Annotated in this window: 24 protein-coding genes; 8 read left to right on the top strand and 16 right to left on the bottom strand. The window is 46.6% G+C overall.

Annotation, left to right across the window (positions count from 1 at the left end):
- Positions 1-912, bottom strand: a complete 912-nt coding sequence (locus HHX48_RS04295; protein ID WP_191022497.1) for an AAA family ATPase — start codon at positions 910-912, stop codon at positions 1-3.
- Between the two features lie 205 nt (positions 913-1117).
- On the opposite strand from HHX48_RS04295, the gene seqA reads away from it, so the two are divergent.
- The 6 genes from seqA (at position 1118) to HHX48_RS04265 (ending at position 11318) form a co-directional block, all read left to right on the top strand.
- On the top strand, positions 1118-1747 hold the full coding sequence (gene seqA, locus HHX48_RS04290; RefSeq protein ID WP_191022495.1) for a replication initiation negative regulator SeqA: 630 nt from the start codon (positions 1118-1120) through the stop codon (positions 1745-1747).
- 43 nt (positions 1748-1790) lie between these two features.
- A complete protein-coding gene (pgm, locus tag HHX48_RS04285; protein WP_191022493.1) occupies positions 1791-3443 on the top strand; it encodes a phosphoglucomutase (alpha-D-glucose-1,6-bisphosphate-dependent) in 1653 nt (550 codons plus the stop codon).
- A 233-nt stretch (positions 3444-3676) separates the two neighbouring features.
- Positions 3677-6181, top strand: coding sequence for a glycogen/starch/alpha-glucan phosphorylase (locus HHX48_RS04280; protein ID WP_223857992.1), 2505 nt, complete (start codon positions 3677-3679; stop codon positions 6179-6181).
- Positions 6182-6300: 119 nt separating this feature from the next.
- Positions 6301-6831 (top strand): hypothetical protein, encoded by a 531-nt coding sequence (locus HHX48_RS04275; RefSeq protein ID WP_191022491.1) that lies wholly within the window; start codon positions 6301-6303, stop codon positions 6829-6831.
- A gap of 115 nt (positions 6832-6946) precedes the next feature.
- Positions 6947-8200 (top strand): efflux RND transporter periplasmic adaptor subunit, encoded by a 1254-nt coding sequence (locus tag HHX48_RS04270; RefSeq protein WP_191022489.1) that lies wholly within the window; start codon positions 6947-6949, stop codon positions 8198-8200.
- Positions 8193-11318: an efflux RND transporter permease subunit gene (locus HHX48_RS04265; RefSeq protein WP_191022487.1), complete on the top strand. Its 3126-nt coding sequence runs from the start codon at positions 8193-8195 to the stop codon at positions 11316-11318. The genes HHX48_RS04270 and HHX48_RS04265 overlap by 8 nt, the downstream gene beginning before the upstream one ends.
- 85 nt (positions 11319-11403) lie before the next feature.
- Here HHX48_RS04265 and HHX48_RS04260 read toward each other — a convergent pair whose 3' ends face one another.
- Together HHX48_RS04260 and HHX48_RS04255 are read right to left on the bottom strand one after the other, a co-directional pair.
- On the bottom strand, positions 11404-12417 hold the full coding sequence (locus HHX48_RS04260; RefSeq protein ID WP_191022484.1) for an NAD-dependent epimerase/dehydratase family protein: 1014 nt from the start codon (positions 12415-12417) through the stop codon (positions 11404-11406).
- Positions 12418-12584: 167 nt separating this feature from the next.
- Positions 12585-13304: a hypothetical protein gene (locus HHX48_RS04255; protein ID WP_191022482.1), complete on the bottom strand. Its 720-nt coding sequence runs from the start codon at positions 13302-13304 to the stop codon at positions 12585-12587.
- Positions 13305-13731: 427 nt separating this feature from the next.
- Here HHX48_RS04255 and HHX48_RS04250 point away from each other — a divergent pair, with 427 nt between their 5' ends.
- Positions 13732-14568, top strand: coding sequence for a delta-class carbonic anhydrase (locus HHX48_RS04250; RefSeq protein WP_191022481.1), 837 nt, complete (start codon positions 13732-13734; stop codon positions 14566-14568).
- Here the strand turns inward: HHX48_RS04250 and HHX48_RS04245 are convergent.
- The 4 genes from HHX48_RS04245 to HHX48_RS04230 all read right to left on the bottom strand — a co-directional run bounded on the left by HHX48_RS04245 (position 14561) and on the right by HHX48_RS04230 (position 18363).
- Positions 14561-15241 (bottom strand): response regulator transcription factor, encoded by a 681-nt coding sequence (locus HHX48_RS04245; RefSeq protein ID WP_191022479.1) that lies wholly within the window; start codon positions 15239-15241, stop codon positions 14561-14563. The genes HHX48_RS04250 and HHX48_RS04245 overlap by 8 nt on opposite strands.
- Complete coding sequence (locus HHX48_RS04240) at positions 15219-16799, bottom strand: sensor histidine kinase (protein ID WP_191022477.1); 1581 nt, start codon at positions 16797-16799, stop codon at positions 15219-15221. The genes HHX48_RS04245 and HHX48_RS04240 overlap by 23 nt, the downstream gene beginning before the upstream one ends.
- Before the next feature lie 83 nt (positions 16800-16882).
- Positions 16883-17821, bottom strand: a complete 939-nt coding sequence (locus HHX48_RS04235) for a universal stress protein (RefSeq protein WP_191022475.1) — start codon at positions 17819-17821, stop codon at positions 16883-16885.
- Between the two features lie 11 nt (positions 17822-17832).
- A complete protein-coding gene (locus HHX48_RS04230; protein ID WP_191022473.1) occupies positions 17833-18363 on the bottom strand; it encodes a hypothetical protein in 531 nt (176 codons plus the stop codon).
- Between the two features lie 49 nt (positions 18364-18412).
- On the opposite strand from HHX48_RS04230, the gene HHX48_RS19130 reads away from it, so the two are divergent.
- Positions 18413-18592 carry a hypothetical protein gene (locus HHX48_RS19130; protein ID WP_191022471.1) on the top strand — a complete coding sequence of 60 codons (180 nt, stop codon included), beginning with the start codon at positions 18413-18415 and terminating at the stop codon, positions 18590-18592.
- Between the two features lie 38 nt (positions 18593-18630).
- Here the strand turns inward: HHX48_RS19130 and HHX48_RS04220 are convergent, their stop codons facing one another.
- The 9 genes from HHX48_RS04220 to HHX48_RS04180 all read right to left on the bottom strand — a co-directional run bounded on the left by HHX48_RS04220 (position 18631) and on the right by HHX48_RS04180 (position 25525).
- Positions 18631-20961, bottom strand: coding sequence for a proton-conducting transporter transmembrane domain-containing protein (locus HHX48_RS04220; RefSeq protein WP_191022469.1), 2331 nt, complete (start codon positions 20959-20961; stop codon positions 18631-18633).
- Positions 20946-22412 carry a complex I subunit 5 family protein gene (locus HHX48_RS04215; protein WP_191022467.1) on the bottom strand — a complete coding sequence of 489 codons (1467 nt, stop codon included), beginning with the start codon at positions 22410-22412 and terminating at the stop codon, positions 20946-20948. The genes HHX48_RS04220 and HHX48_RS04215 overlap by 16 nt, the downstream gene beginning before the upstream one ends.
- Positions 22396-22701, bottom strand: coding sequence for an NADH-quinone oxidoreductase subunit K (locus tag HHX48_RS04210; protein WP_191022465.1), 306 nt, complete (start codon positions 22699-22701; stop codon positions 22396-22398). Before HHX48_RS04210 ends, HHX48_RS04215 begins: the two co-directional genes overlap by 17 nt.
- Complete coding sequence (locus tag HHX48_RS04205) at positions 22698-23372, bottom strand: MnhB domain-containing protein (RefSeq protein WP_191022463.1); 675 nt, start codon at positions 23370-23372, stop codon at positions 22698-22700. Before HHX48_RS04205 ends, HHX48_RS04210 begins: the two co-directional genes overlap by 4 nt.
- Positions 23350-23622 carry a Na(+)/H(+) antiporter subunit B gene (locus tag HHX48_RS04200; RefSeq protein ID WP_191022461.1) on the bottom strand — a complete coding sequence of 91 codons (273 nt, stop codon included), beginning with the start codon at positions 23620-23622 and terminating at the stop codon, positions 23350-23352. Before HHX48_RS04200 ends, HHX48_RS04205 begins: the two co-directional genes overlap by 23 nt.
- The gene (locus HHX48_RS04195; RefSeq protein ID WP_223857990.1) at positions 23622-23912 is read right to left on the bottom strand and encodes a cation:proton antiporter; all 291 of its coding nucleotides are present in this window, start codon (positions 23910-23912) and stop codon (positions 23622-23624) included. Before HHX48_RS04195 ends, HHX48_RS04200 begins: the two co-directional genes overlap by 1 nt.
- Positions 23893-24174, bottom strand: a complete 282-nt coding sequence (locus HHX48_RS04190; protein ID WP_191022459.1) for a monovalent cation/H+ antiporter complex subunit F — start codon at positions 24172-24174, stop codon at positions 23893-23895. The genes HHX48_RS04195 and HHX48_RS04190 overlap by 20 nt, the downstream gene beginning before the upstream one ends.
- Positions 24171-24710: a Na+/H+ antiporter subunit E gene (locus HHX48_RS04185; RefSeq protein ID WP_191022457.1), complete on the bottom strand. Its 540-nt coding sequence runs from the start codon at positions 24708-24710 to the stop codon at positions 24171-24173. Before HHX48_RS04185 ends, HHX48_RS04190 begins: the two co-directional genes overlap by 4 nt.
- Before the next feature lie 113 nt (positions 24711-24823).
- Entirely contained in the window at positions 24824-25525 is a 702-nt protein-coding gene (locus HHX48_RS04180) for a TorF family putative porin (RefSeq protein WP_397541056.1), read from the bottom strand.
- Positions 25526-25547: the final 22 nt, after the last annotated feature.

Raw genomic sequence — 25547 nt, 5'->3', positions numbered from 1 at the left:
TCAGGCTGCCAGTGGATCTACGCTTTCCAGCAAGCGCTGGCTAAACGAGGTGTCTTCGTCAGTATCCTGATAAGACGCTCTTAACCTGTGTTCTGACACGGCCACAAATACCGCCTGAATATCATCGGGCAGTACATGGTCACGATTATGAATAAACGCCCAGGCCCGCGCCGCCTGAAGCAGCGCTTTACTGGCTCGCGGAGAAAGTGCATGAGGAAAGCCTGGCGTGGTTCTGCTCATAGTCACCAAACGCAGAATATAATTGATTACTGCATCAGAAGCGTGCACCTTTTTGACCCGCTGCTGCCAGTCACATAGTTGTTCAACACTATAGCTGACAGTATCATCTTTTATCCCGGCGTCACTGAGCATGGCCTTTTCCGCCTCCCAGTCAGGATAGCCCAGCGAAATCTTCATCAGGAACCGGTCAAGCTGGGATTCTGGTAATGGATAGGTACCAGACTGAAACGTAGGATTTTGGGTACCAATAACAAAAAACGGTGTGGGTAGCGGATAAGTGGTGCCATCAATACTAACCTGTTGTTCTTCCATTGACTCCAGCAGTGCACTTTGTGTTTTAGGGCTTGCTCTGTTGATCTCATCGGCCAGAATCAGTTGATTAAAAACCGGTCCGGGGCGAAACACAAAATCCTGTGTCTGGGCATTGAAGATGGTGGCGCCCAGCATATCTGATGGCAACAAATCGGAGGTGAACTGAATACGTGAATAATCCAGGTTAAAAAGGCGGGCAAGTGCGTGCGAAAGCGTTGTTTTACCCATACCCGGTAAATCTTCGATTAAGAGATGACCCTGTGCCAACATGCAGGTGAGCGCAAGCTTAATTTGCTGAGGTTTACCCAGAATATGCTTGCCAAGCGCGCCAATCAGCGCGTCAAAATCTGATCTAATCATCCGTGCTACCACTTTTAGATAAGTCAATGTTAAGAATATCAGCGGGCTAATATTCCACAAAGCGTGAAACTGATACGTGAGTATAGCTGTAACGGAACAAATCAATGATATCGTGTATAAAAATCGGGTGAAATTAGGCACGATAAAGTGCTGCGACGAACAGGCGTGTTGTCTATAATGGGGCAGATTGTTAAGGAAGTAGTATATGAAAAGTATTGATATAGATGATGATTTATATGCGTTTATAGCAGGGCAGACAAAGCATATCGGCGAGAGTGCGTCTGATATTTTGCGTCGTTTGCTAATGGACGGTGCAGCGCAGAAAGTCAGCGCTGATGGTAAGTCCGTGCTGCAGGCCAAAACAACGCAAACTGCAGCGACCCGACCTCAGGAAAAAAAGCCGTCAGCGCCTTCTGCAAATAAGACGGCAAATCCGGCAGCGAACACGCCTTCAGCAGGTCATGGGCCAGTAGCTAAACCGGTTGCACCTGCCGGTAATGATATTACGTCGCGTCTGAGCAAAGAGGTTCTTGAGCCTTACACTAAACGGGTTGATTTGTTTTTGTTTATTCTTGCTCAGTTGCACGAATTACAACCGCAGAACTTTGCGCAGGTGGAGCAAATAAAAGGTAAAAATCGTATATATTTTGCAACATCCAAAGATGCACTTTTAAAAACCGGAAGCAGTACAAACCCTAAGCAGATACCTGACAGCCCTTACTGGGTGGTCACAAATAATAATACAGCAAAGAAAATAGCGATGCTGGAACAGGTTCTGCAGGTGCTTGGTTATGATGCGGCTACGCGGGAATTAGTCGTGAACCGTTTCGCCTGATTAAGCATATCGCTTCACAACCTCAAATTCTAAAGGATACCGTATGGCACATCACAGTCAGGCAGGTCAGCCTGCCGCACCCGAACAGCTTATCAATGTGGCGCAATTAGTCGGACAATATTATAGCTACGCGCCGGACCCGATGAATAAGGCGGAGGCGGTAAGCTTTGGCACATCCGGCCACAGGGGGAGCGCCAGCCTGTCCACATTTAATGATGTGCATATAGCGGCAATTTGTCAGGCTCTTGCTGAGTATCGTCGGCATCAGAATATCACCGGGCCGCTGTTTATCGGTAAGGATACCCACGCGTTGTCCGAACCGGCAATGATGACCGCCATTGAGGTGCTTAGTGCCAATGATATTTCTGTGGTCATACAACGAAGCGACAATGCCAGTCTGGGTTACACGCCAACACCAGTTATTTCCCGCACGATTATCCGTTATAACCTGAATCGCTCAGAAGACTTTGCTGACGGCGTTGTTATCACACCTTCGCATAATCCTCCTGAAGATGGGGGCTTTAAATATAATCCGCCTCACGGTGGGCCGGCTGACAGCGATGCTACAAAAGTAATCCAGGATCGGGCTAATGCCCTTATCGGCAACAATAACGCCGACGTGAAACGATTGCCGCTACGCGAAGCGTTAGCCAGCGATTTAGTCACTGAAGATGACTTCATGGAACCTTACATTGATGACCTGGCGAAAGTTGTCGATATGGATGCCATAAGTCAGGCAGGCCTGAAGCTGGGTACCGATCCATTAGGCGGAGCCGGCGTGGGCTATTGGGCGCGAATTGCAGAAAAATACAACCTGAACATCGACGTGGTAAACAAAAACGTCGATCCGCAGTTTGGCTTCATGCGCAGAGATAAAGACGGTAAATTGCGTATGGACTGCTCGTCAGCGTTTGCGATGGCAGGGTTAATTGAGCTTAAAGACCGGTTTGATTTAGCCTGGGGAAATGATCCTGATTTTGACCGTCATGGCATCGTGTGCAAAAGCGCCGGCCTGATGAACCCCAATCATTACTTAGCCGTTGCGATAAATTATCTTTATAACAATCGGCCTGATTGGCCTGCTTCTTTAAAAGTTGGCAAGACACTGGTCTCCAGTTCAATGATAGATCGCGTCGCAGGTTCGCTTAATCGTGAGTTAGCTGAAATGCCGGTTGGTTTTAAATGGTTTGTTCAGGGAATGGGTGAGGGCAGCATCGGTTTTGCCGGTGAAGAGAGTGCCGGAGGCATTTTTCTTCAACGTGACGGCAAAACATGGGCCACGGATAAAGATGGTTTCATTCTGTGTTTACTGGCAGCAGAAATACTGGCGGTATCAGGCAAAGATCCCGGCGAGCACTACCAGGCACTGACGGAAAAGTTTGGTGAGCCGGTATATCAGCGTATTGATGTTGCAGCATCATTGGAACAAAAGGCCAAGCTGTCTGACATGGATAAATCGGTTGTTACCAGTGAGACACTGGCGGGCGACCCTATAGTCAGTGTTCAGACACATGCTCCGGGCAATAACGCGGCTATCGGGGGCGTAAAGGTGTCAACTGAAAACGGCTGGTTTGCGGCGAGACCTTCAGGCACTGAACAAATCTACAAAATTTATGCTGAGAGCTTTAAAGGTGAAGCTCACTTACAAAAGCTTATTGAGGAAGCTGAACAATTAGTCAGCAGTATAATCGGATAACAACGATCTTGTTTATGTTTTGATTTAATATTGTAATAGAAATGTTAACAAAAAGGCTTTTTTATAAAAAAAGCCTTTTTTTTTGTCAGATTTAACAAAAATATTACAAACAAGCGCCAATTTCATTGCTATATTGCTTTCAGTTGTTGTTCAATTCTGTAATTTTATTACACAATTAGCGCTAGCGTCGTTTGAATTATGAACGAGGCTTCAAATTTAAGAGAGAGAGTGATATGAACGCGAAAGTAGCCAATGCTTCTCAGGCATCTTCTTTACCTGATGTGAAGATCAGTAAAGGCGATTTCAAAGCCGCTATCATCCGCCATTTGCATTCAACACTTGGCACGGACGAAAACAAAGCCAACAACCACGCCTGGTGGAAGGCCACATGCGCCGCAATCCAGGAAAACGTATTGGAAGGATTACGTCGTACTCAGAAAACGCACTACATGAATGATACGCGCGCAGTGCACTATTTCTCCGCTGAGTTTTTGATGGGGCGCTTATTGTCTAACAATATGCAGAACTTCGGTCTGTATGATGTTGCACAAGGCGCGTTAAAAGAGCTGGGTGTTGAGTTGGCCGATGTGTTGGAAGAAGAGCCGGATATGGCGCTGGGTAATGGTGGTCTGGGCCGCCTTGCCGCGTGTTTTATCGACTCGCTCGCCACCATGGAGTTACCGGCCATTGGATACGGTATCCACTACGAGCATGGCCTGTTCAGACAGGAAATAAAAAGTGGTGCGCAGATTGAGCGCCCTGACAGCTGGCGTGATTATGGAAATCCATGGGAAATATGCCGCCCTGAATCCATTCAGGAAGTCTCGCTATTTGGTTATGTAGAAACAAAATACGGTGATAATGGTGGCATACAGAAAGAATGGCACCCCGGCTCTATTGTCAAAGGGGTACCGTGGGATATTCCAGTCGTAGGATATGGTGGCAAAACAGTCAATGTTCTGCGTTTATGGCAATCAGAGGCTTCAGATTACTTTAACTGGGATGTTTTTAATGCCGGTGGTTACGTCGATGCACAGCGTGAAAACATTCAGGCTGAAACCATTTCGAAAGTGCTGTACCCCAATGATGAGACCGAAGCAGGTAAAGAGCTTCGTCTGATTCAGCAATATTTCTTCTGTTCATGTTCACTTAAGGACATCATTCGCCGTTATAAGCGAGCGCACGGAGACGACTGGAGCCGCTTCAAAGAACAGGTGGTGATTCAGCTCAATGATACGCACCCGGCAATAGCGATTCCGGAGCTAATGCGAATTCTGGTGGACCGCGCTGAACTAGACTGGGATACCGCCTGGAATATCAGTACCCAGGTCTTTGCTTATACTAACCATACGCTACTTCCTGAGGCGTTAGAAAAGTGGCCTGCCAGAATGCTGGAAAAAATTCTGCCCAGACACCTTGAGATCATTTATGAAATTAATCATCGTTTCATGAATGAAGTTGATAAAAAATGGCCGGGCGACAATAGCAAAAAAGCAAAACTGTCTATTATCGAGGAAGGCCCCGAAAAGATGGTGCGTATGGGGCACTTGTCAGTGATTGGTTCGTTTAAAGTCAATGGTGTAGCTGAGCTGCATTCGCGACTGGTGAAAGAAAATCTGTTTCCGGATTTTGACGCACTATGGCCGGATAAACTGACGAATGTGACGAACGGCATTACCCCGCGGCGCTGGCTCAAAGCATGTAATCCGTTACTGTCAGAGCTGGTGGATAAAAAGGTGGGCGAAGACTGGCCGCTGAATCTGAAGAAGCTGGAAGGGCTGGCTAACCATGCCACCAACAAAACATTCCAGAAAGCGTTCATGAACGTGAAGCAGAAAAATAAACAGCTGCTGGCAGATGAAATCTTCGCATCAACCGGCATTAAAGTGGATACCAACGCTATTTTTGATATCCAGATAAAGCGTCTGCACGAATATAAACGTCAGCACCTGAATTTACTTCACATCATGGCGTTGTATCGTCGAATTCTGGAAAATCCGGATTATGACATGCACCCACGGGTATTTATCTTTGCGGCGAAAGCGGCGCCAGGCTACAAGCTGGCCAAAGATATCATTTTCGCCATCAACAAGGTGGCGGATAAAATTAATAACGATCCGCGCGTGGGTAACAAGCTGAAAGTCGTATTCCTGCCCAACTATCGGGTGTCGCTGGCCGAGAAAATGATCCCAGCGTGTGATGTTTCTGAGCAAATCAGTACAGCGGGTAAAGAAGCATCAGGCACCGGCAATATGAAACTGGCGCTAAATGGTGCAGTAACGATTGGCACACTAGATGGTGCTAACGTTGAGATTGCAGAAGAAGTTGGCGAGGACAACATTTTTATCTTCGGGATGACGGTAGAAGACGTTAATGCACTTAAAGCAAGCGGTTATAATCCTAAGGATTATTACTACAAGGATGCGGAGATTAAAGCGATTCTGGACTGGCTGGAAACGGATTATTTTACGCCAGGCAAACCCGGAGCGCTGGTTTCCATTAAGCAAAGCTTGCTTGATTTAGGCGACCCATTCTTCGTACTGGCAGATTTCAGAGCGTATTCCGATGCGCAAATAGAGGTCGACAAAGCTTACCGTGATAAATCACGTTGGGCTGAGATGGTCATTATCAATACTGCCATGATGGGTAAGTTTACTTCCGACCGGTCAATCCAGGATTATGTTGATCGCGTATGGCGACTAGGCTCGTGCCCGGTAGAGCAACAAAAGATTCGTTAAGCTCACAACACAAGATGAAAAAGGCCGCTGATGAAGCGGCTTTTTTATGGTCTTTTTTTGCTGGCTGATGCGTACACAGATTAATCAGGTTTATCCTATATGTAACAGGAAGCTAGCAAATGGACAGAAAAATTAATTTAGTTGTATCGGCACTGTTGGCTGCGGGGGTTGTCGGGGCTACCGCTTTTGCAAATGATGCAATGGCACAGCAAAGTGAAGAGATGACTGAGGCCAGAAAAGAAGCGAAAGCACTTGAGCGTGAAGCGCGAAAAGCAGCAGATGAAACGCAACGCGAGGCAGAAAAAGAAGCGGCTGAGATTGCGCGTGAAGATGCAAAGCGTGAGAAAGAACTCACCAGGCAATGGCGGGAGGAAAAGCGAGAGTCTGAACAAGCATTACGCGAAAGTGAGAAACAAGCGCGTGAAGCTGAGCGGGAAGCCCGGGCCATGCAGAAGCAATATAACGAAGAAAGCCAGAAAGAAATGGATGATGCTGAGCGTCTGGCCAACCAGAAAGCGCGTGAAAAACTGATAGCAAAAGAAGAAAAAGAACGCATGGTGGAAAAGAGCCAAACACCCAAACAGAAAAAGACTGATAGCGATGTCATTGAACAATCTCAGCACGATGCGTTAGGTACAGATTACGAATAATCCCTTCACCTTTGCCAAAACGTTGTCGGCGTGTAAATAAGATGTAATATTGTCGGTAGTCTTATTTTAGGCTATCGACGTAACGAACATTATAGTTTTGAAAAATAAGCTAATTATGGTTCGAACATCGCACAAAATTTCGTTTCTGGTCGGTTTTATCGTTATCGCTGCTACAGCAATGGCGGTGATAACCGTCTACTCTACAGAACCTGTGGCCGAAAAAGATGGGGCCACCAGAAGCAATGCCATGCCGGTTGACATTATGACAGCCACGCGTAGCGAGCATACGCCAGTGATCACTGCAATGGGTGAGGTAGTTCCCGCGCAGCAGGTGATGCTACGCCCCCGCGTGTCTGGTGAAATAAACGCCATTTCCAAAAGCTTTGTCCCTGGCAATATTGTTGAGAAAGGCCAATGGTTGGTTAAGCTTGATCAGAAAGATTATCAGTTAGCACTACAGCGGGCTAAGAGCGATCTTTCACAAGCGCAGGCGCTGCTGGACATTGAAATGGGCGAGCAGGAAGTGGCACGCAACGATCTGGCAACGCTGGAGCGCGATGTACCGCAAAAAAATCGTGCGCTAATACTTCGGGAACCCCAGTTAAAGCAGGTCAGGGCACAGATGGAACAGGCCGAGGTGGCTGTGCGCGAGGCGCAACTTGCCCTTGAGCGTACGACAATCAACATGCCATTTACCGGTCAGATAACCAGCCAGGATGTGAATCTCGGCTCTCAGGTGAGTCCTGCTGATACGATTGCTAATGTCGTCGGTACAAAAAACTATTGGATAGAAGCGGCGTTGCCCTCGAGTCAGTTACAGTGGCTGGCCCGGCCCACCAATAATAAATCTGATAACGACTCACAGCGCGTTAAAATTCAAAACAGCACTGTCTGGGGCGACGGCGTCACACGCGAAGGCAAAATTAAAGAAGTTGTCACCACACTTGATGCGCAGACCCGAATGGCAACGGTTCTGATAGAGGTCGAAGATCCGTTATTAACGCAGGTTAGTGAGCAAGACGCAGATATTTTCGCACCGGTCATCGCTGGCAGTTATGTCAGGGTGAGTTTGCCGGCCAAAACGCTCTCAAATGTTATCCGTCTTCCAGTCAGTTATGTAAGAAAGGACAACACAGTTTGGGTAGCACAGGATAATCTGCTTCAGGTTATAACAGTATCTGTCATCTATCGGGATGAGCAATATGCCTATATTGACAAGGGGATCGAGCCAGGCGATAAGATAATCACTACCAACCTGGCTGTCGTGCGCGATGGGGCGCAGGTCAGAATAACCGGCAACCAGTCTGCTCAGAATCAAGCCCATTATAAAACCGACTCAGCCAAAAACCGGTTAGATGCGCATGAGTAGCGGCAACGTTGAGCATCGCAGCCGGTTTAATCCCATTGCCTGGATGGCCGGAAACTCCATCGCGGCCAACCTTCTGATGCTAGTGCTGCTGGGCGGCGGCATTATTACGGCCTTCACCATTCAAAAGGAGGTATATCCAGAGTTTGAGCTGGGCATTGTTGAAGTGATGGTGGAATATCCCGGAGCGTCTCCTGAAGAGGTAGAAAAAGGCATATTGCAACCGGTAGAAGAGGCCGTTCGGGGTGTTCAGGGGATCAAGGAAATGACTTCTACGGCACGTGAAGGCAGTGGCATGATTTCACTGGAGCTGGTGTCCGGTCTGGATCGGATGAAGGCATTTCAGGATATTGATCAGGCGGTCAACCGTATCCGAACCTTTCCGGTTGACGCAGAAGAGCCGGAAGTCAGTATGCAGGTTCAGCAGCGCGATGTTATGGAGCTTGGCCTTTATGGTGATGTGGAGATCTGGACCTTGCGAAAGCTGGCTGAACAACTTCGAGATCGGCTGGTCAGCGAACCTGCAATAACGCAGGTAGAAATAGGCGGCGTACCCGACTACGTGACGCATGTTGAAATACCTAAACAGACATTAAGACAATACGGCATTACGCTATCCCAGGTTGCCGAAATGATCGAACAGGCATCGCAGGATGTGCCTGCCGGCGAAATAAAAACCAACGAAGGTGAAATATTAGTCCGCGTCAAAGAGCGCAAACAATGGGCTGAAGAATATGGTCAGATCCCGGTCGTGACCAATGAATCCGGCGATATTGTGTATTTGGCCGATATAGCAACGATTTACGACGGGTTTGAGGAAGCGGGGTTTCACTCACAATTTAACCGGCAGCCAAGTGTAGAGATTGAAATATTCCGGGTAGGGCAGCAGTCACCTTTGGAGATAGCGCAAACCGTAGAAGGTATTTTTGCCGAGCTGGATAACACTCTGCCAGAAGGGGTGAGTTACCGCATCGACAGCAACCGAGCTGAAGATTTTAATGACCGCCTTTTTTTGTTGCTGGACAATGGCTGGATGGCCATCGTTATTGTGCTGATCATTCTGAGTCTGTTTCTGGAGTATCGCCTGGCTTTCTGGATCATGATGGGAATGACCATCTCATTTGTGGGTGGCATCATGTTTTTACCCATGATCGGTGTCAGCATAAATATGATTTCGATGTTTGCCTTTTTGGTGGTCTTGGGAATTGTGGTGGACGATGCCATTGTGGTGGGCGAAAACATACATGAATACCGTCAACAGGGCATAGATGGTTTGTCAGCGGCCATAAAAGGGGCGCAGGATATTGCCGCCCCCGTGACATTCACCATTTTGACAACCATTGTTGCCTTTTTGCCTGTCATGTTTATGCCCGGCACCACCGGGTTGTTCTGGTGGCCATTGCCTGCAGTGGTTATCACGGTTTTGCTTATCTCATTAGTCGAAGCTTTATTCATATTGCCCGCACACTTAGCGCACAGCAAACGGGAAAAGGCGTCCACATCGCCGTCAGTTGTTGCGCGCGTTAAAGCCGGATTTGCCGACGGGCTGGAACGCTTCATCAAAAATCGCTATAAACCCTTTTTGACCCGATGCCTGCGGCACCGTTATCTGACATTAGTGTGCGCGCTATGTTTGCTGGCGGTCACCGGCGCCTTTGCCACCAGCGACCACCTGGGTATCATCATGATGCCCAGAGAGGCGGCGAATGAAATTGAAGCCGGAGTTCGGCTGCCAGTGGGTACGACCGATGCTAAAGCTGCAGAGGTGGCGCAGAATATCACCAACGCGACGTATGACATGTTTCAGCGTGAGAATCTTTTTGAGGTAGCGGAAGGCATAAAAACCAATGTCCGTGGAGAAAGCTTTATTGATGTAGAGATTGTTTTGCTGCCGCCGGATGAGCGCACTATGAGTGCCATTGCGGTTATCGAATTGTGGCGGGAGCAGATTGGCGATATTGAGGGCGTTAATCAAATTACCTTTGAAACAGAGCGCGGCCCCGGCGGCTGGCGCGACGACATCAGTGTTGATTTGAGCCACAATGATCTTGAGATGCTGGGACAGGCCAGCCAGCGCTTTGTGGAGTTAATGAAAGCATTCTCACAGACCCGAGATGTCAACGACAGTTATCGTCCGGGTAAAATGCAGCTTGATTTTACCTTGTTACCGGCGGGCGAAGCGTTGGGATTAACGCCCGAATATGTGGGACGCCAGATTCGTGATGCTTTTTATGGTGCAGTAGCGCTGCGCCAGTTACGGGGCACCAACGAAGTTGAAGTCAGGGTTAAACTGCCACGCACAGAGCGCGAACAGCAAAGTACTCTTGATAACTTCATTCTCATGACGCCCTCCGGCGGTGAGGTGCCCCTTATGGATGTGGTGAAACTGAAAGAGTCTGAGTCATACAGCGCATTGGATCGCAGGGATGGTCGCCGGGTTATTACCGTAGGCATGGATGTTGAACCTGCCGGTGCAGTTAATCAGGTGCTTGATGCCATAAATCAGGAGGTGCTGCCTCAATTATTAAGTGAATATCCCGGTCTGACCTGGACATTTCGTGGTTCACAGGCGGAAATGCGCGAGTCCACCTCCACGTTGTGGATTGGATTTTCTATGGCAATGTTTGTCATTTACAGTTTACTGGCTATCGCCTTTCGAAGTTATACGCAACCTTTCATCGTCATGCTCGCGATTCCATTTGGCGCCATCGGTGCGGTAGCCGGTCATGTACTGTTCGGGTACGATTTATCTATAGTCAGTCTGATGGGATTAGTGGCTTTATCGGGTGTAGTGGTAAATGGCGCTTTGATTATGGTGGATTATGCCAACCGCAGAGCAACCGAGATTCCGGTGTATGATGCCATTGTTGAAGCCGGTGTCAGACGATTTCGTCCTATTGCACTGACGACGATGACCACATTCGGAGGTTTAACGCCAATTATACTCGAGCAATCGAGACAGGCTTACCAGCTAATTCCCATGGCCATTTCACTGGGATTCGGTATTGTGTTTGCCACGGCGATTATGTCAATCATCGTGCCGTGCTTTTATCTTATACTGGAGGATATAAAATCTGGTATGGGTAGTCTGTCAGATGCTGACACATCAAAGTCTTCCTGACAGACTGTAAAGAGATGTGATTTCCCTTGCAAAGAATAACCGAACGTATTTCAGGCTGTGTAAGTACTTCCACAGCCTGCACAGGTTATTTTTGATTATATACTGCGTTGAACGGGTCGGTTTTCATCCAGTTAAAGGTTTCTTCCAGTGTGGTTGGAATATCCCGCATTGTTACACCCAGACTGTTTCTTTTAGAAAAATCAAACTTTGTCGGTGTTTCCGGCTCACCCTCCAGTGGTTGGGGAAGCGCGCTTTCCGGCACATGTTTCGCCACCTCTTCGTAAATTGCCTGCCAGCTCCAGCTGTCATAGACAGCAAAATATCGGCCCTGGGCGTTATCCGACTCATAGGCGGCCACAAAAAGCTTTGCAACATCTTCAATATGTGACATTGACATAGAACCAGCCGGCACCGTGTCGTGATGCGTATTTTTGCCATTGAGCATTTCAATAAAGCGAGCGTGACTGTCACCCTCAAGGTGTTGGGGCATAATTACCGGCCCGGTCATCATTGTTGGAAGCATGACACACAAACGCATCCCGTGCTCCTGACAAAAATAGGCGGCAGCATCCTCCATGACGATTTTCTCGGCAGAGGTAAATTTCTTCTGGTCCATCTGATGCTCTGCATCAGACACCGCATTTTGTTCAGTTTTAATTTCCACGGGTTCTGGCGGGTTTGTGCTTGAAGTCGATGAGCACAAAACAACACTCTTCACGCCCTGGCGGTTGGCTGCATCCAGAATATGTAAACAACCGTCCCTAACCGGACGAATTATTTCATCGTACCCACGTTCACGGTCCAGCTCTTTTGCTGGCGTACCATCTTTCGCTTTATAAATGGGGGGGAAGCAAGCGATAAATACCGCGTCAGCATTTTTCAGTGGGGTATCAAAGGTGTGGCTGTCTTCGGCGTTAGCGCTGTACAAAGATAACCGCTCAGCCGCGCCGGGCAATGCCATCAGATATTTTGTTTTGGATTCGTCATTGGCATCACGCATTGTGCCATGGACGTGATAACCTTTTTGCAGTGCCTGTTTTACAATATTAGAGCCAACCAGACCGCTGGCTCCTGCCACACACAAAATTTTATCTGTCATTAGGGATCTCCTGTTTATTCACACTGATCCCTACGCGGCGCATACCGTGATAGTTTGCGATACCGGTTTATTTAAGACGGATTTCGCATTTATCGCGCTCGATACCCACACTGGACAGCGATATGGGTATCTGAATCCTGACTGGTATTATTTCACTGGTACCAGGACTATCTGAAAAAAAAGCAGAATCGTGTAAGCAGCGTCAGAGCCCTTACGCATTGAAACTTTGCAGAAAACTTCAAACGCATGTACATCCAGAAATTTTCATTCTCCAGCATCAGTGAGATTGGGCTGGGGGAGTCTTTGATGATTCCCAATTGATCAGTACGGGAGGTAATTTCCATATGCATTCTGGCCACCGAATGGGGCTTTGAAGCCATTAGCGTAATTTCACACTGCTTTTGAATACACACCAGGCTTTCTATCGACAATGACTCGTCAGTATTCAGTGACCAGATTAAATCGGTAAGCTGCTGCTCCATTTTATGTCGCCATGCCATGTCATCTTCAATCGTATCGCTGGCAAGCGGATTATCGAGCAAATCATTTTGTTGCAAGATTTTTTCAAACATAAAGTCCGAGGCCTCGCCCAGATGAGTGTCCATGTAGGCCTTCAAATCAGACTTATGCTTTGTGCTCCAGTATTCCAGTTCTTCCTGCGCCACGGGATAGTCCAAAGCCGCTTGCTTGCGCTGTACATCCCGTGAGACATCTTCACGCAAATTAACGGGTGTTGTACTTGCAACCACCTGTTTAGCAAAGGAATGAGAATTGACAGAGGATGCAGGCTCAGCGTCGTCTACGGAAGATTGAAAAGGTTTCGCCGTTGTTGTGGTACGTTCAGCTTTCACGGCAGGCGCCGATTGTGGCAGTGCGACTGAGTTCACAGATTCCGGGGAAGATTGCTTATCCAGTTGAGCGACTGCTTACTCGGTCGTGGGGTTGTCATGCTGAGAAGTTTGGCCGATGAAATAGCCCGCGACAAAGGCGGCTGCCATCACCAATACCGTTACTACGTGTTTCATATTGCCTCCTGCAAGATATCGTTGTCCATTTTGAAGACCCGAGGCAAAAGCCCTTCGGTTTATATCAGTTCTTAGCATACGAGGTATAAGCGAAAATGGGTAGCAAAATGTACCTGGCAACCCAAAACTTGTAGAAGCGTGATATGAAAGTCGTTGATACATAAAGATAAATAAAGCGATTGTATCACTCACACAAAATTCATCCGCCGTTAATGTTCTGTTAATGAGGGTGCAAAGATTCAGACAGGCTTTTCTATTACGCTTTAATGAAAGACTGGAGGAAACAAGTATGAAAACACTATCTGCTCTAACATCAATCATGGTTATCTCAACACTTGCAACAACGGTAGACAGTGCGCAGGCGATATCATCAGATGGTGCGTTAGCGACACAAAGCAGTTCTGTTTACGGACCGGAGGGGACTGACTACGGTCCGCAGTCGCCCCGAAATATCGACCAGTTATATGGCAGCAATAAACGGGTGTTCTCGGCTGCACCTAACCGGACGAGTATGAATTTGTGTAATATACACTTCCATGCTTCTGCCGAACATCAGGGTGGGGAGTTTACTACGCCAGCAGGTGATAGATGGCAGGATGGATTTGGTTACAGTGGCTCGCTCACAGATTCGCAGTTAAAGCCCTTCACTCAAAATGTTTGCCCGGTAAGCGGTAAAAGTCTTAAACCGGGAGATACCATCGAGTTGCACTATGTATATTCGACAGCAAATGTCGATCCGGGCGCGACATTAAGTTCCTGTTTGAGTGACAATGTTGCCAACCCGCAATTACGGGTTGAAGCGCAGGTGCTGGTATTGGTTAATGACAATAAGGCAGCAGATTTTAAAACATTAACAGAAGTGCGCCAGATAAATGGCTACGACCAGGCTGTAAATATCCCCACCAACACAGGCAAACCTGTAGAATATCTGGGTTCTACTACCGGGCCTTCATATAACGAGCAGTCCTCACCGGTAAAAGTCAGCTGGAGTGTTCGTCCTGAGGTGATATATACAGATATTGCTACCGTAGGTCAGTGGTGTCAGGATAATCCATTCCAGGAAAAAGGCGCCCATGGTGTCAGGAAGCTGGTGACTAAACCAGAATACCTGTCAGCCGCTAATTGATTTCTTTTAGTCGATAGCCATTGCCGCGGAGTGTTTCAAGCACAACGCGGCTTTCTGCTGGCAATTGTTTTCTCAGTCGGCTGATATAAACGTCTACCACATTTGTAAGCGGATCTGAGTGTGCTTTCCACACTCGGCTTAAAATCCTCTCCCGCGATAGCACTTTACCTATATTCTCGGCCAGATAAAGCAACAAGTCATATTCCAATTTGGTCAGTGTAAGCTCATTTTCATTCACACTTACAACTCGAGAGTCTGTGTCCAAAATAAGGTTACCCACTTTGTGTCCGTGAGCCTGTGAAGAGTTTAAGGGCGCGCGTCGTCGACTTAAAGCCTGTAATCTGGCCAATAGCTCGTCGAAATCAAATGGTTTACAAAGATAATCGTCAGCGCCAGCCTTCAAGCCTTCCACACGATCTTTAACATCATCCACTGCCGTTAATAGCAGAATTAACGGCTCTTCGGGCAACTTCTTTAGATATTCCAGAACAGTAATACTGTCCATATCACCGAACATTCGATCAAGCAGGATAATATCTGGCTGAAAGCGTCGCGCACTGGTTACCAGATTATCAATCTGATTTTCTACCTTACACTCAAAATGTTCAGACTCCAGCCCCCGCTTCAAAAAACCTGATAACTGTTGCTCATCATCCGCGATTAATATTTTCATTACGATTACTTTGTTGAGAGGGTAAAAAAACAGAAAATCTTGCGCCATGTCCACGTTCTGAGGTCACCTGAATTGAACCCTGATGCGCTTCTATAATCGCTTTAGCGATTGGCAAGCCCAGTCCCAGGCCACTTCCTGTGCCGCGCAAACGCACAAAGCGTTCAAAAATCTGCGCTTGGTCGGCCGGAGATATACCATCGCCCTCATCCTCAACAGAAAAGGTATATCCGTGGGTACCTGCATGTAGGACGACGCGAACCGGACTGTCGGAGCGGGAATATTTAAGCGCATTTTCCAGTAAAATTGCTATCACTTGCGCAATGCGTTGTTTATCTATAAATAGAGACTGCTCTAGCGCTATCTGATGTACAAAACTAATTTGGCGTTCTGCATAAACTTTTTGCCATGATTGCACCTGATGTTCAATCAGCTGTGAAAGTTTTGTGTATTCTGGCTCAAGATGTAATTGCTGCATTTCTGCGCGAATCAAAAGCAGCATGTCATCAACTAGCCGGCTTAAACTTACCGCCTGTTCCAATATTGCGGTGAGTGTTTCCCTATAATCGCCTTCACACAGCGCTTGCTGGCGTAGTGTCACCTGCGCTTCACCGCGAATAATAGTTAATGGTGTTCGCAATTCGTGAGAAATATCAGCAATAAACTGCCTCCTCCGTGAGTCTATATTTGTGAGCTGCTTGTTCGCTTCAGTTAATTCCCGGGTTCGCTGTGCAACCTCATATTTTAATTGTTTTCTGTTGGCTTGCGCTTTTGCTTCGTGTATTGCGAGCTTTTCCACCAGAGCATTGAGGGCTCTTACCAGATCACTGAACTCAGAATCCAGAGTTTGCGGCAAACGAAAGTTATAATTCCCCGCCGCGATAGCATCCGTACCGCTTTTTAGAACTGTTAAAGGCTGATAAAGCGAATTAAACAGCCAAAAGCAGCCTAAAATTATAAAAGGTCCTGTTAGTACACCAAGCCCAATCGTGACCCAAACGATGGCCGTATTTAAGACTTCAATCTTTGTATTGATGGTCGTAACTACTCGGGTTTGTCTCGCCACAGCAGCATTTATTGCTTCACGAAACTGATTGTCAATTGTGTCCTCAAGTAAAAATTGTACTCGAGATTGTTGCCCAAGAGGCTGCGCCAGATTGTCAGCCGTGATGGCATTAAACTCATCAATGATATTCGTCAGTAACTGACGAAGCTCTTCTGTGTCTTCAATACTGCCTGCAGTTACTTCCTTACCCAGCGCTTTTCGTTGAACAACTTCCAGCATTTTGATACGGATTAGTGACTCGTTAATTAGTTGCTGCTTATTCCTGACCTTGGCCTGATTTGCACCGCGACCGAAAAGCAATTCATCGGTAAGTTGCTTGAACAAACGATATGAGGTACTGGATAGCTGCAGGTGTTCGGTAAGTAGATTTTGAGCAATCTGGCTCTGCTGCAAATTTTCTCGGGTCAAATGTGCAGACACCGCTGCACTTCCTAATGCTATCAGTAGGATTAGGGTAGAGATCAGTCCGAAGAAAAGCAGCTTCTTTTTATACATGAATGCTTAGATTTGCTCGGTATTGACGATACTCATATACGAAGTAATCGACAGATGCTGAGTCTGACAACCCGGTTGGACGTTTATTGTCTAACCGGGGTTTCGAAGCCATCCGGTTTTACAGTAATAACGGATGAGTCAATTCTGGATAACACCGTTTCTGATGTATTACCAATTAAAAAGCCGGGCAAACCAGTACGGCCAACAGTTCCCATCACGACGGTGCTGAATTCATGGCTGTTAATAAACGCAGGAATGCAGTCAGTAGCTTGGCCTTTTATCAGGTGAGGAAAAGTGGAGCACTTCTGATAGTCGCTCAGAATGTCCTGTAACTGCTGTCTTTTTTCGCGACCTGTAGTTTGAAGCATAGATTCGAGTTTGTCGTTGTTAACACCTAAAGAAGGCATATTTTTAAACATAGACTCACCGTACAGCGACCAGCACGTAAGCACATGAAGCGAAACGCCCTCCATGGAAGCCAGGGAGGCCGCTAAATCCAGTATCAGGCGGTTCAACTGTTGGCCCTCCTCAGATTCCTCCTGGGTTAGATCGATACAGGCCAATATATCTTCCCTGGGATCGAACCTTGATTCTTTAATCAACCATACCGGACATGGGCACTTTCTTATCAGATGAAAATCGCTACTGTCGAAGCTTTCTTTTACAGGATGGGCACTTTTGATGATGAGATCATATTCATCAATTAACACCCGTTTGATTACCTCAATAAACTGGCGACCTTCAAGAACTTCAAATGAGACATCAAGACTATCCTCTCTGATACTGGTTGCCAGAGTATCAAGAATATTTGAACGCTTTTCTCTGACAAGCTCAGTCAGATCGGTAGCACTCATAATCCCCTGATACATTTTTACAGCAAGGGGGGGAGCCTGTATGACATCTATCAACTTGATAGTAGCGCCATTTCGTTTAGCAAGTCTGATAGCGCACTTTATAGCTTTGCTATCGGCTGTTGGAGATTCTTCGTCTACGATAACTAACAGTTTTTTTAACGACTTCATTCTTTGATCCCCTACGGTAACATCAAGTTCAAAATCAGTAGTAAAAGCATGCCAGATAGAAAAAGTATAAGCCCATACTCAAATCTTATCGAGATAACTCGCCACGTTAACTTCGATAGTAAGCGAGGTATTGAAAATGAAGGAAGTGTAAAAGCAGGAAGTTTCAGGAATGACACTTTGTGCTGTGCCAAAGCCTTTAATCCCTGTAAATCGAGTACGTCAGGATTACTCCATCTGTTAAAAAGCATATAACCCGCAATTGCCAAAAGTGTAAGTAAAAGCGCTTTGCTGTGCGTGTCAAATGTCAGCGCAACGGCTTCGATGACACCTGGCACTAACCAAAGCGTGAACGGCGAGGCTACACTCATCATCAAAGCGACTATTTTGACATTGCCTGATCTTGCGGTTGAGGGGGAGGCCTGTAGTCGTAGCTTTGCGATGAATTGAAGCATCAGCATTGAGGTTGCCACGACGGATGCAGTCAGACCAAATTGCGCAACTGAATGCGTTGTAAACGCACTGAGTTGCTCTTTGGCTAACATGGCGCCAGTAAAAGGCAGGCCTGGCAGAGCTAAAGCAGGCAGTGCAACGGTGAGCCAATCACGAACTGACCACTTCTGGTTTGCCGGAACCGCCGCTACGCTGAAAAACAGCGCGGCCTTAACTATCCCATGGTGTAAACAATACATCGCCAGACAAAGTGTCACTACAGTCCAATCCTGGCTGGTAGCGACAGCCGAGCCTAATGCAGTAATAATAACCCCCATCTGACTGATGGTTGAATAAGCAAGTATCGCTTTTGGGTGTTGCTAAAACAGACCTGCGACCGCACCAGCCAGAATGCCCGATACGCCAATATAAATCAGGAACGTCCCAAGTTCCGGCGACATTTCTGGCAAAAATTTTAATATTCCAATCAGGCCTGCCTTTACCATAACGCCGCTTAATACAGCGCTGGCGGGGACAGGAGCTGCTGGGTGGGCAAGTGGCAACCAAAAATGAAGACCAAACATACCCAGCTTTATTCCGAAACCGATTAGAAGCAGGATCTGTGAAACAGGCTGAAGACCGATATTCGATGAATCCAGCTGCCACTGAGAAAGCAAACTGAAACCTGCAAAAAGTAAAAGCTCAGCAAGTATGGCCCATCGAATATAAGAACGCGCAGCGGTCTTTGCATCCTTGCGTAAAGTGAAAATAACCAAGCCGTAAGATGACAGGCTCATCAGGGTATAGAAGGTGATAAAAGCAAAATAGTCATCAGCCAGAATTAGACCGATATTGCCTGATAAGGCGAGTAACGCCCATACGTAAAATGTTGTTTTGGCAGATGATACAGAAAGGTAACCTTTTGCATAAAACAGCGCGAAAGTCCAAACGATTCCGCATAGCAATAAGAAATACTGGTTTTCGACATGGAGCGAAAAGTCGCTGGAGAAAAACAGACTCCCCATCGAAAACTGCAGTTCTTTGCCAGATAAAGCCAGGGCAATGGCTGGCAATGTAATCAGGGCTGACCACGTATTTAACAGGTTTTGTTTTTTTGCTGCCAAACAACAGGCAAGCCAGACAAGAGGCAGCACAATTATAACAGGCAGAAGGTAGTCCGTATGGATGGATTCTGTATCAGGATAAACAAATGTGCGAGCGTACTCGCGAAAGGCAATAAGCTTGGCCCAGTTCAAAGGGCTGACCGAAAAGTTAGCGAGTAAACCTGCCAGCAAGGCAAACAGAGCTGTAATAACAGCTGGTATTGTCATTAAAACGCTGTATGAGTGGGTTTTTACTAAGCGTTCAACTGGTACGGACTTGAACCATATGCGGTATAATAATGGCAAAAAATAACACGCATTCAGAAGCGCACTTACTGTTAATACACCTAATACCCAAAAAGCGCCAACTTCAATAGCACCATTACTCAGATACCATTTGGAAACGAAACCGGCAACAGGAGGGACCCCAATCATCCCTAGGCTGGCCACTGTAAACGCAATCATAGGAAGTGGAAGTTGCTTGCCGGCCCCGTCTAATTGATCAATGGAGGTTATATTTAACCGCTCGGCAAGAATACCCGCACAAAAGAACAACGTTATTTTCATAAGTCCTTGATGTACTAAATGAATTAGGCCGCCAATCGTTGCTATTGGGCCTGCGATAGCGGTGCCTAACGCTATATAGGAGACTTGGCTGACCGTTGAAAAGGCCAGGCGCTTTTTGATGTCGGTTTGTATTAACGCAAGTAACGATCCATAGATGATCGTGATGCTGGCTGCAATGGCCAGGTAAAATGTCAGCCCTAGATCACGTGCAAATTCAATTCCGAAAATATCGTAAACTACTCGCACGATACCAAACGCACCAGCCTTCACCACAGCGACTGCGTGTAGTAATGCACTGACCGGTGCAGGCGCCGCCATCGCAGCGGGCAGCCAGCTATGTAAGGGGACAAGCGCTGCTTTTACGCCCAGACCGGTTATAAGCAGGGCAAAAATAATTGTTAATTCGAGGTCACTAAATATTTCAAGTGTTGAAAGTACGCCGGTGGGCGTAAAAGGCATGGGGCCACCCACAGCACTGAGCCAGACTGTGCCGGCAAGCAACAATACACCACCAACAACTGTATATCGCAAGTATAATCTGGCTGCGCTAAGCGAAGCATCATTGCCTTTATGAGCGACCAACGGAAATGTAGCCAGTGTCAGCATTTCGTAGAAGATAACGAACGTGATCAGATTGGCTGACAACGCGATGCCCAAAGTCGCCGCCACACTTAAATGAATAAAACCAAAAAAACGCGACTTGTTCTTATAATGCGTGAGATAACCAATTGCATAAATACTGGTGAGTAACCACAGTACGCCGGTAAGCGTTAGAAAAAGAATAGATAATGCATCAACATGAAGAGCAATGCTTGCTTGGGTGAAAAATGGGATTTTTACCGTAAAGTCAGCATTTCGGGCAACACCGAATGCTGTGGTAATGATTAATGCTATTCCGATTAGCGCAAATCCCAGACTGGTCACATTACGGATAATACGCTGCCGCTCTGGAATCAATAAACAGCAAAAACCAGCAGCAAAAGCAACCAGCAAAATGAAAACAGGCAGCCAAGACTCTACAGCCACTATGTTGCTCCCCATCGCAAAAAGTGTGCAAACAAAGGCCAGCAAAAACCAGATAATACAGTAAGCACCGAGAGCAAAACGATTATGACACGCTGTTGTAGTAGTCCGTTGGTGATTATTGTCTCCCCGTATTCGGGGGCTGGTGGAGCAGATATCGCGTGGATCATAATATTAAAAAAGCACACGGCAGATAAAATGCTGCCTACTAGTATTGTGGTAAAAAGCGCCCATGAACCAGCCGAAGCATGGAAGGAAAGTAACGCCCATTTGGCGGTAAATCCACCACTTGGCGGAAGGCCAATCAACGAAATCGCAGAAACCGCTATCGCGCCGACAATTAGAGGCTGTTGCTGAGCAAAACCTGCTAACGAGCTAGGGGTTACACAATTGTGAACGGATTTCAAATAGCCTACAGCAAGAAATAAAGTGGTTTTAGCCAATCCATGAGCCACGATAAATAGCAAAAAGCCGGCGAATATCTCTGTGCTCAACTGCTCTGATTGCGAAATGATCGGCATGAATAAAAACAGATAACCAATTTGCGCTACCGTGCTGTATGCCGCCATCTGTTTTAGGTGGTCAGCCTGCAGAGCTCTGATCGTACCAATAATAATTCCCGCCGCACCACACAGGCTTAGTACCCATATCAATGGCGGAGTTATCAGAGAAGAAAACGTTGTCCACCAGAGGACAAAAAATAAATAAATCCCACATTTTACGACCAGCCCCGATAAGAGTGCACTGACCAGCGGCATTGCCGAACCATGCACCTCGGGTAACCATCCATGTAAAGGAGCCAGTGCTGACTTTACGACAAGCCCGGTAATGATCATGAATACACTGAGGTAGGCGATAGGGGAGACATGTGCGCTATCTATTGCGGCATCAAGCATGATAAAGTCCAATACCCCATAGGTGCGGTATATTAGCGCCACGCCAAATAGAAAGCATAGAGAGCCAACAATGTTTACAGACAAATAATTAAACGCAGTTTTATAACTTTTGTCACCTGGAGAAAGGGCGACCAGTCCCACAGAACAAATACCAGTTATCTCTAGAAAAATGTATGCGTTGAATAAATCGTGTGTAAAGAAAAGACCGGTGATCCCCGTTTGTAAGCTTAAAAGTAGAGGCCAGAATGTTCTGGGGAAGCTTGCTGAGGCCTGGCTGCGCGCAAAAAAACTTATTAATAAGAAAAGAAAACAGCTAAACCCCGTCAGAAGTAAACCTGCTCCGGTCACGCTTAGCCGAATGCCCAAAGGAGGCTGCCAACCACCAATGTAGATAGAAAAAGGTTCATTGGGCATCCAGAGTATGCCTTGTAACCATAAAATACACTGTAGGCTTGTGCAAAAAAGGACGATATTACAAGCCTGTTTACTAAATACAAACGTAACACAGCTGAAAACCAGCGGCATCAATACCAGGGAAATGACAATCCACTCATAGTTAACGATGGTGGTCATTAGCTGATGTTTTGGTAGTTGAGGAGGACTGGCTGCGAAGCGCTAGTAAAATGGCTAAGGCGGATGTCGCAACAGATACAACGATGCCTGTCAAGACAATGGCGTGAGGAATTGCATCAGGCGGCAAAGTATCATGGTATGCAGAGGCAATTAAAATCATAAAAGTTCCGGCACCTGCCACATTAAACGAGATAATTTTGATGAGCAGAGCGTTAACAGTAAGTGCTCGATACAAACCTAACCAAAAAAGCCCTATACCCAAAACGGTATATAATGATTGCTCACTCATAGACTTATTCTTGCTTGAGGAAGTGCGCTAATATAACGGCCGAGAATTGCTGTGATAGAAACGGTTGCAAATATCTCGATAGTAATAATTACCGTTGTGGCGTATTCACGTGGGTAAGCCAGAAAGGATGCAGGCAGAATATAATGGGAAAACCCGATTGCAGTGAATATCAATATTCCCGATACCATCAAAGTATTATTGAGCGCCTTTTGCTTCAAGAAGTGTCGGAATCCGGAAAACGCGATCAAGCCTGATAAGCCCGCCAGTAGTGCGGCTGCCTGAAAAGCACCACCTGGTAAACGCGTTCCATTATATAACAGATAGATAGCGGTAATAATTGTTGCCGGAGCAACAACTGATGTTAATCCCCGCAGTACAGTATCTGAATGTACACAACGTACAGTGGTTATTTGATTAAAACTCAACGCACAAACGGGTAATACTGCTACGTAAATAACAGCAAGCTCCAGTAAGGTATCTATACTTCTGTAATTAAGTAAGACTGCCGTTACGGGATTTTCTACCCCGCTATTGTTGAGATGCTCTTGTATCAAGGAGGCGGCAGATAAAGATGGACCAACCGGGATTACGACTATAAGGCTGATGATACACATGGCCAGACATATCAAAGCAGTGAATCGCTGACCGTTAACTAATGGTTTGGTCATCATCGCGCTCCTGATCAGTGCTATTGGACAGAATCTTATATGCTTTCAAAAAAACTATACCACTCAACCCAGCCCCAATAGCCGCCTCCGCCAGGGCTACATCCGGCGCGTCCAGGCGGACCCAGCAAAGGGCTATCGCTAGACCGAAAGTAATGAAAAAGGTAATACTGCGAAAAGGTGCTGATGACATCGTCGCGCCCAGCCCGCAAATGATCGTAAAAATAATGAGCATCATGTCTGCAATGATTAACATTATTTGATGATGTCCTTATAGTGTTTACGCGCAATAAAAAATGCGCCAGCCGCGCCTGAAAAGGTCACGAGTCCCCAGATCAGTAAAATTTGAACTGCTTGAAGCAACGAATATGTTTGAAAAAGCACGCCCAATGCAATTAACCCCAATCCGAGGTTGTCTGCTTTAGTCAGGGCATGCAGACGTGACAAACTACTCGGGAAACGGAGTAGGGCTATTGAGCCGCTGACAAAAAAGAACAGCCCGGCTAACAAAAAGGCTACTGTAAAGCTATTCAGAATCATGGTCATTCGCCTGGCCGCCTGGCTGTTTAAACACACCATAGGTAATAAAAACTAATGACCCCAGCAAGGCCATAACGAGCGCGGTATCAAGAATTGCCGAGTCTTTTTTTATTACAAAAAGTATCAGCAGAAATCCTACCCCCGTTGTACTGAAAAGCTGTACGCAAAGCATTCTGTCGGTGTTTTCAGGTCCTTTGATAACTCTTGCCAGGCCCGCGATAAGACACAGTAAGAGCGCTGCAGCCACTATGGTGTACAGGCTGCTCATTGTGACGTCCGTCTTTCAAAAAGCGCACTGATTACCGCTTCGCTATCCTGTAAAACACCAATACTGGTTGCTTCTCTGCTAAGTGAATGAATGAGAACATTATTTTTAATTAATTTGATCCCCAGTGTGCCTGGCATAAGACTTATCATTTGAACAAAAAGAAAATTAGCTTTTTCGGACTTTAGTTTTGTCTGGTATTGAAACACACATTCTTCAGCGCAAGGTTGGCGCTGATACGCTAATTTGGCAGTATCTATTCCGCCTTGCAAAGAGTGCCGAAGAAAGAAAAAAAGAAGTCGGGCAAGAGCAGATAGGCGCGGCAACCCAAATGAATAGCCTACTCCTGGTAACTTTAAACGGTAGTGAATAAACGTAGAGGTCGAAGCCGCAACAACGCCGAACACCCATGAAACGATTTCATCGTCAGCCAATACAAGCCAAAAACCAATACATAGAGAAAATGTAGTAACCACACTTGCCACAGAAGTGCTATTGCGCTTAATTCTCGCTATGCTGACGTCGTTGCGACCGAGCATTTTACATACTCCTGATGAATCGATATACGACCTTACTTATATTTATAGCATACGATTTTATATTTATAAGAAATCTAAATATTAAGTTTCGCTCAGGTTGTACCTTCACGGTTTTAAAATGAAAATGTGCGACTAACGCTTGCTACTATCCGTTCATCAGCGGTATTCCGATCAAGGGTTGTGTCTTCAGCCGCCACTTCAAATTGAAATCCTTTCCAGCTTGTCTGATAGGCGATACGATAATGGACATACGATTTTTCGTTGCCATTCCACAGCCATCGGTCGCCATCAAGAGAATTAGAGGTGTCAACATTAATTCTGATAGCGTGATTTTCTGCCAGGGTAAATGTGTGAGCGAGCATGCCAATAACGTGGCCACCCCCGTATCCGAAGTAGTCCCAGGAGTACCAGCCGTTAAATTCAGTTACCCCCCAATCCCAGGTATAGCCAAACTTCGCCCATACTTCAGGGTAGTTAAAATCACTGGATGAAGAATCTCCCAGATAGGTGTAATAAGCGATACCGTAGTCCAATGTCCAGTCTTCGGATAGCTGCTTAAACTGACCGGCGTAAAAGTCCAGTTCCTGTTCCGTCTCACCACCAAAATCGACATTTGAGGTCCACGCGCCCAAATAAATGCCCTGACTAGCGGCATAATCAAGACTTGCCTGCAGCGCCGGATCATTTTGAGTCTGACTGACACCGTTGAACATGTAATCTGATGCCAGTGTAACGGTGCTGGACCAGTCGGCCTGAGCTGGCAGGCACAGTAAAAGCGCACCTGCAGATGCCAGTTTTATCTTCATTATTTTCATTTTGTTGTCCCCGTATGGTTCA

Origin of the sequence: Salinimonas profundi (assembly GCF_014750655.1) — a bacterium.
Taxonomy (GTDB): domain Bacteria; phylum Pseudomonadota; class Gammaproteobacteria; order Enterobacterales; family Alteromonadaceae; genus Alteromonas; species Alteromonas profundi_A.
The sequence above is the reverse complement of the archived record's forward strand: the minus strand, read 5'-3'. Positions and strand labels throughout refer to the sequence as shown.

Coding starts and splice junctions, on each gene's coding strand:
- HHX48_RS04295 (WP_191022497.1), bottom strand. CDS start 912: ATGATTAGATCAGATTTTGACGCGCTGATTGGCGCGCTTGGCAAGCAT.
- seqA (WP_191022495.1), top strand. CDS start 1,118: ATGAAAAGTATTGATATAGATGATGATTTATATGCGTTTATAGCAGGG.
- pgm (WP_191022493.1), top strand. CDS start 1,791: ATGGCACATCACAGTCAGGCAGGTCAGCCTGCCGCACCCGAACAGCTT.
- HHX48_RS04280 (WP_223857992.1), top strand. CDS start 3,677: ATGAACGCGAAAGTAGCCAATGCTTCTCAGGCATCTTCTTTACCTGAT.
- HHX48_RS04275 (WP_191022491.1), top strand. CDS start 6,301: ATGGACAGAAAAATTAATTTAGTTGTATCGGCACTGTTGGCTGCGGGG.
- HHX48_RS04270 (WP_191022489.1), top strand. CDS start 6,947: ATGGTTCGAACATCGCACAAAATTTCGTTTCTGGTCGGTTTTATCGTT.
- HHX48_RS04265 (WP_191022487.1), top strand. CDS start 8,193: ATGAGTAGCGGCAACGTTGAGCATCGCAGCCGGTTTAATCCCATTGCC.
- HHX48_RS04260 (WP_191022484.1), bottom strand. CDS start 12,417: ATGACAGATAAAATTTTGTGTGTGGCAGGAGCCAGCGGTCTGGTTGGC.
- HHX48_RS04250 (WP_191022481.1), top strand. CDS start 13,732: ATGAAAACACTATCTGCTCTAACATCAATCATGGTTATCTCAACACTT.
- HHX48_RS04245 (WP_191022479.1), bottom strand. CDS start 15,241: ATGAAAATATTAATCGCGGATGATGAGCAACAGTTATCAGGTTTTTTG.
- HHX48_RS04240 (WP_191022477.1), bottom strand. CDS start 16,799: ATGTATAAAAAGAAGCTGCTTTTCTTCGGACTGATCTCTACCCTAATC.
- HHX48_RS04235 (WP_191022475.1), bottom strand. CDS start 17,821: ATGAAGTCGTTAAAAAAACTGTTAGTTATCGTAGACGAAGAATCTCCA.
- HHX48_RS04230 (WP_191022473.1), bottom strand. CDS start 18,363: ATGTTAGCCAAAGAGCAACTCAGTGCGTTTACAACGCATTCAGTTGCG.
- HHX48_RS04220 (WP_191022469.1), bottom strand. CDS start 20,961: ATGGGGAGCAACATAGTGGCTGTAGAGTCTTGGCTGCCTGTTTTCATT.
- HHX48_RS04215 (WP_191022467.1), bottom strand. CDS start 22,412: ATGACCACCATCGTTAACTATGAGTGGATTGTCATTTCCCTGGTATTG.
- HHX48_RS04210 (WP_191022465.1), bottom strand. CDS start 22,701: ATGAGTGAGCAATCATTATATACCGTTTTGGGTATAGGGCTTTTTTGG.
- HHX48_RS04205 (WP_191022463.1), bottom strand. CDS start 23,372: ATGATGACCAAACCATTAGTTAACGGTCAGCGATTCACTGCTTTGATA.
- HHX48_RS04200 (WP_191022461.1), bottom strand. CDS start 23,622: ATGTTAATCATTGCAGACATGATGCTCATTATTTTTACGATCATTTGC.
- HHX48_RS04195 (WP_223857990.1), bottom strand. CDS start 23,912: ATGACCATGATTCTGAATAGCTTTACAGTAGCCTTTTTGTTAGCCGGG.
- HHX48_RS04190 (WP_191022459.1), bottom strand. CDS start 24,174: ATGAGCAGCCTGTACACCATAGTGGCTGCAGCGCTCTTACTGTGTCTT.
- HHX48_RS04185 (WP_191022457.1), bottom strand. CDS start 24,710: ATGCTCGGTCGCAACGACGTCAGCATAGCGAGAATTAAGCGCAATAGC.
- HHX48_RS04180 (WP_397541056.1), bottom strand. CDS start 25,525: ATGAAAATAATGAAGATAAAACTGGCATCTGCAGGTGCGCTTTTACTG.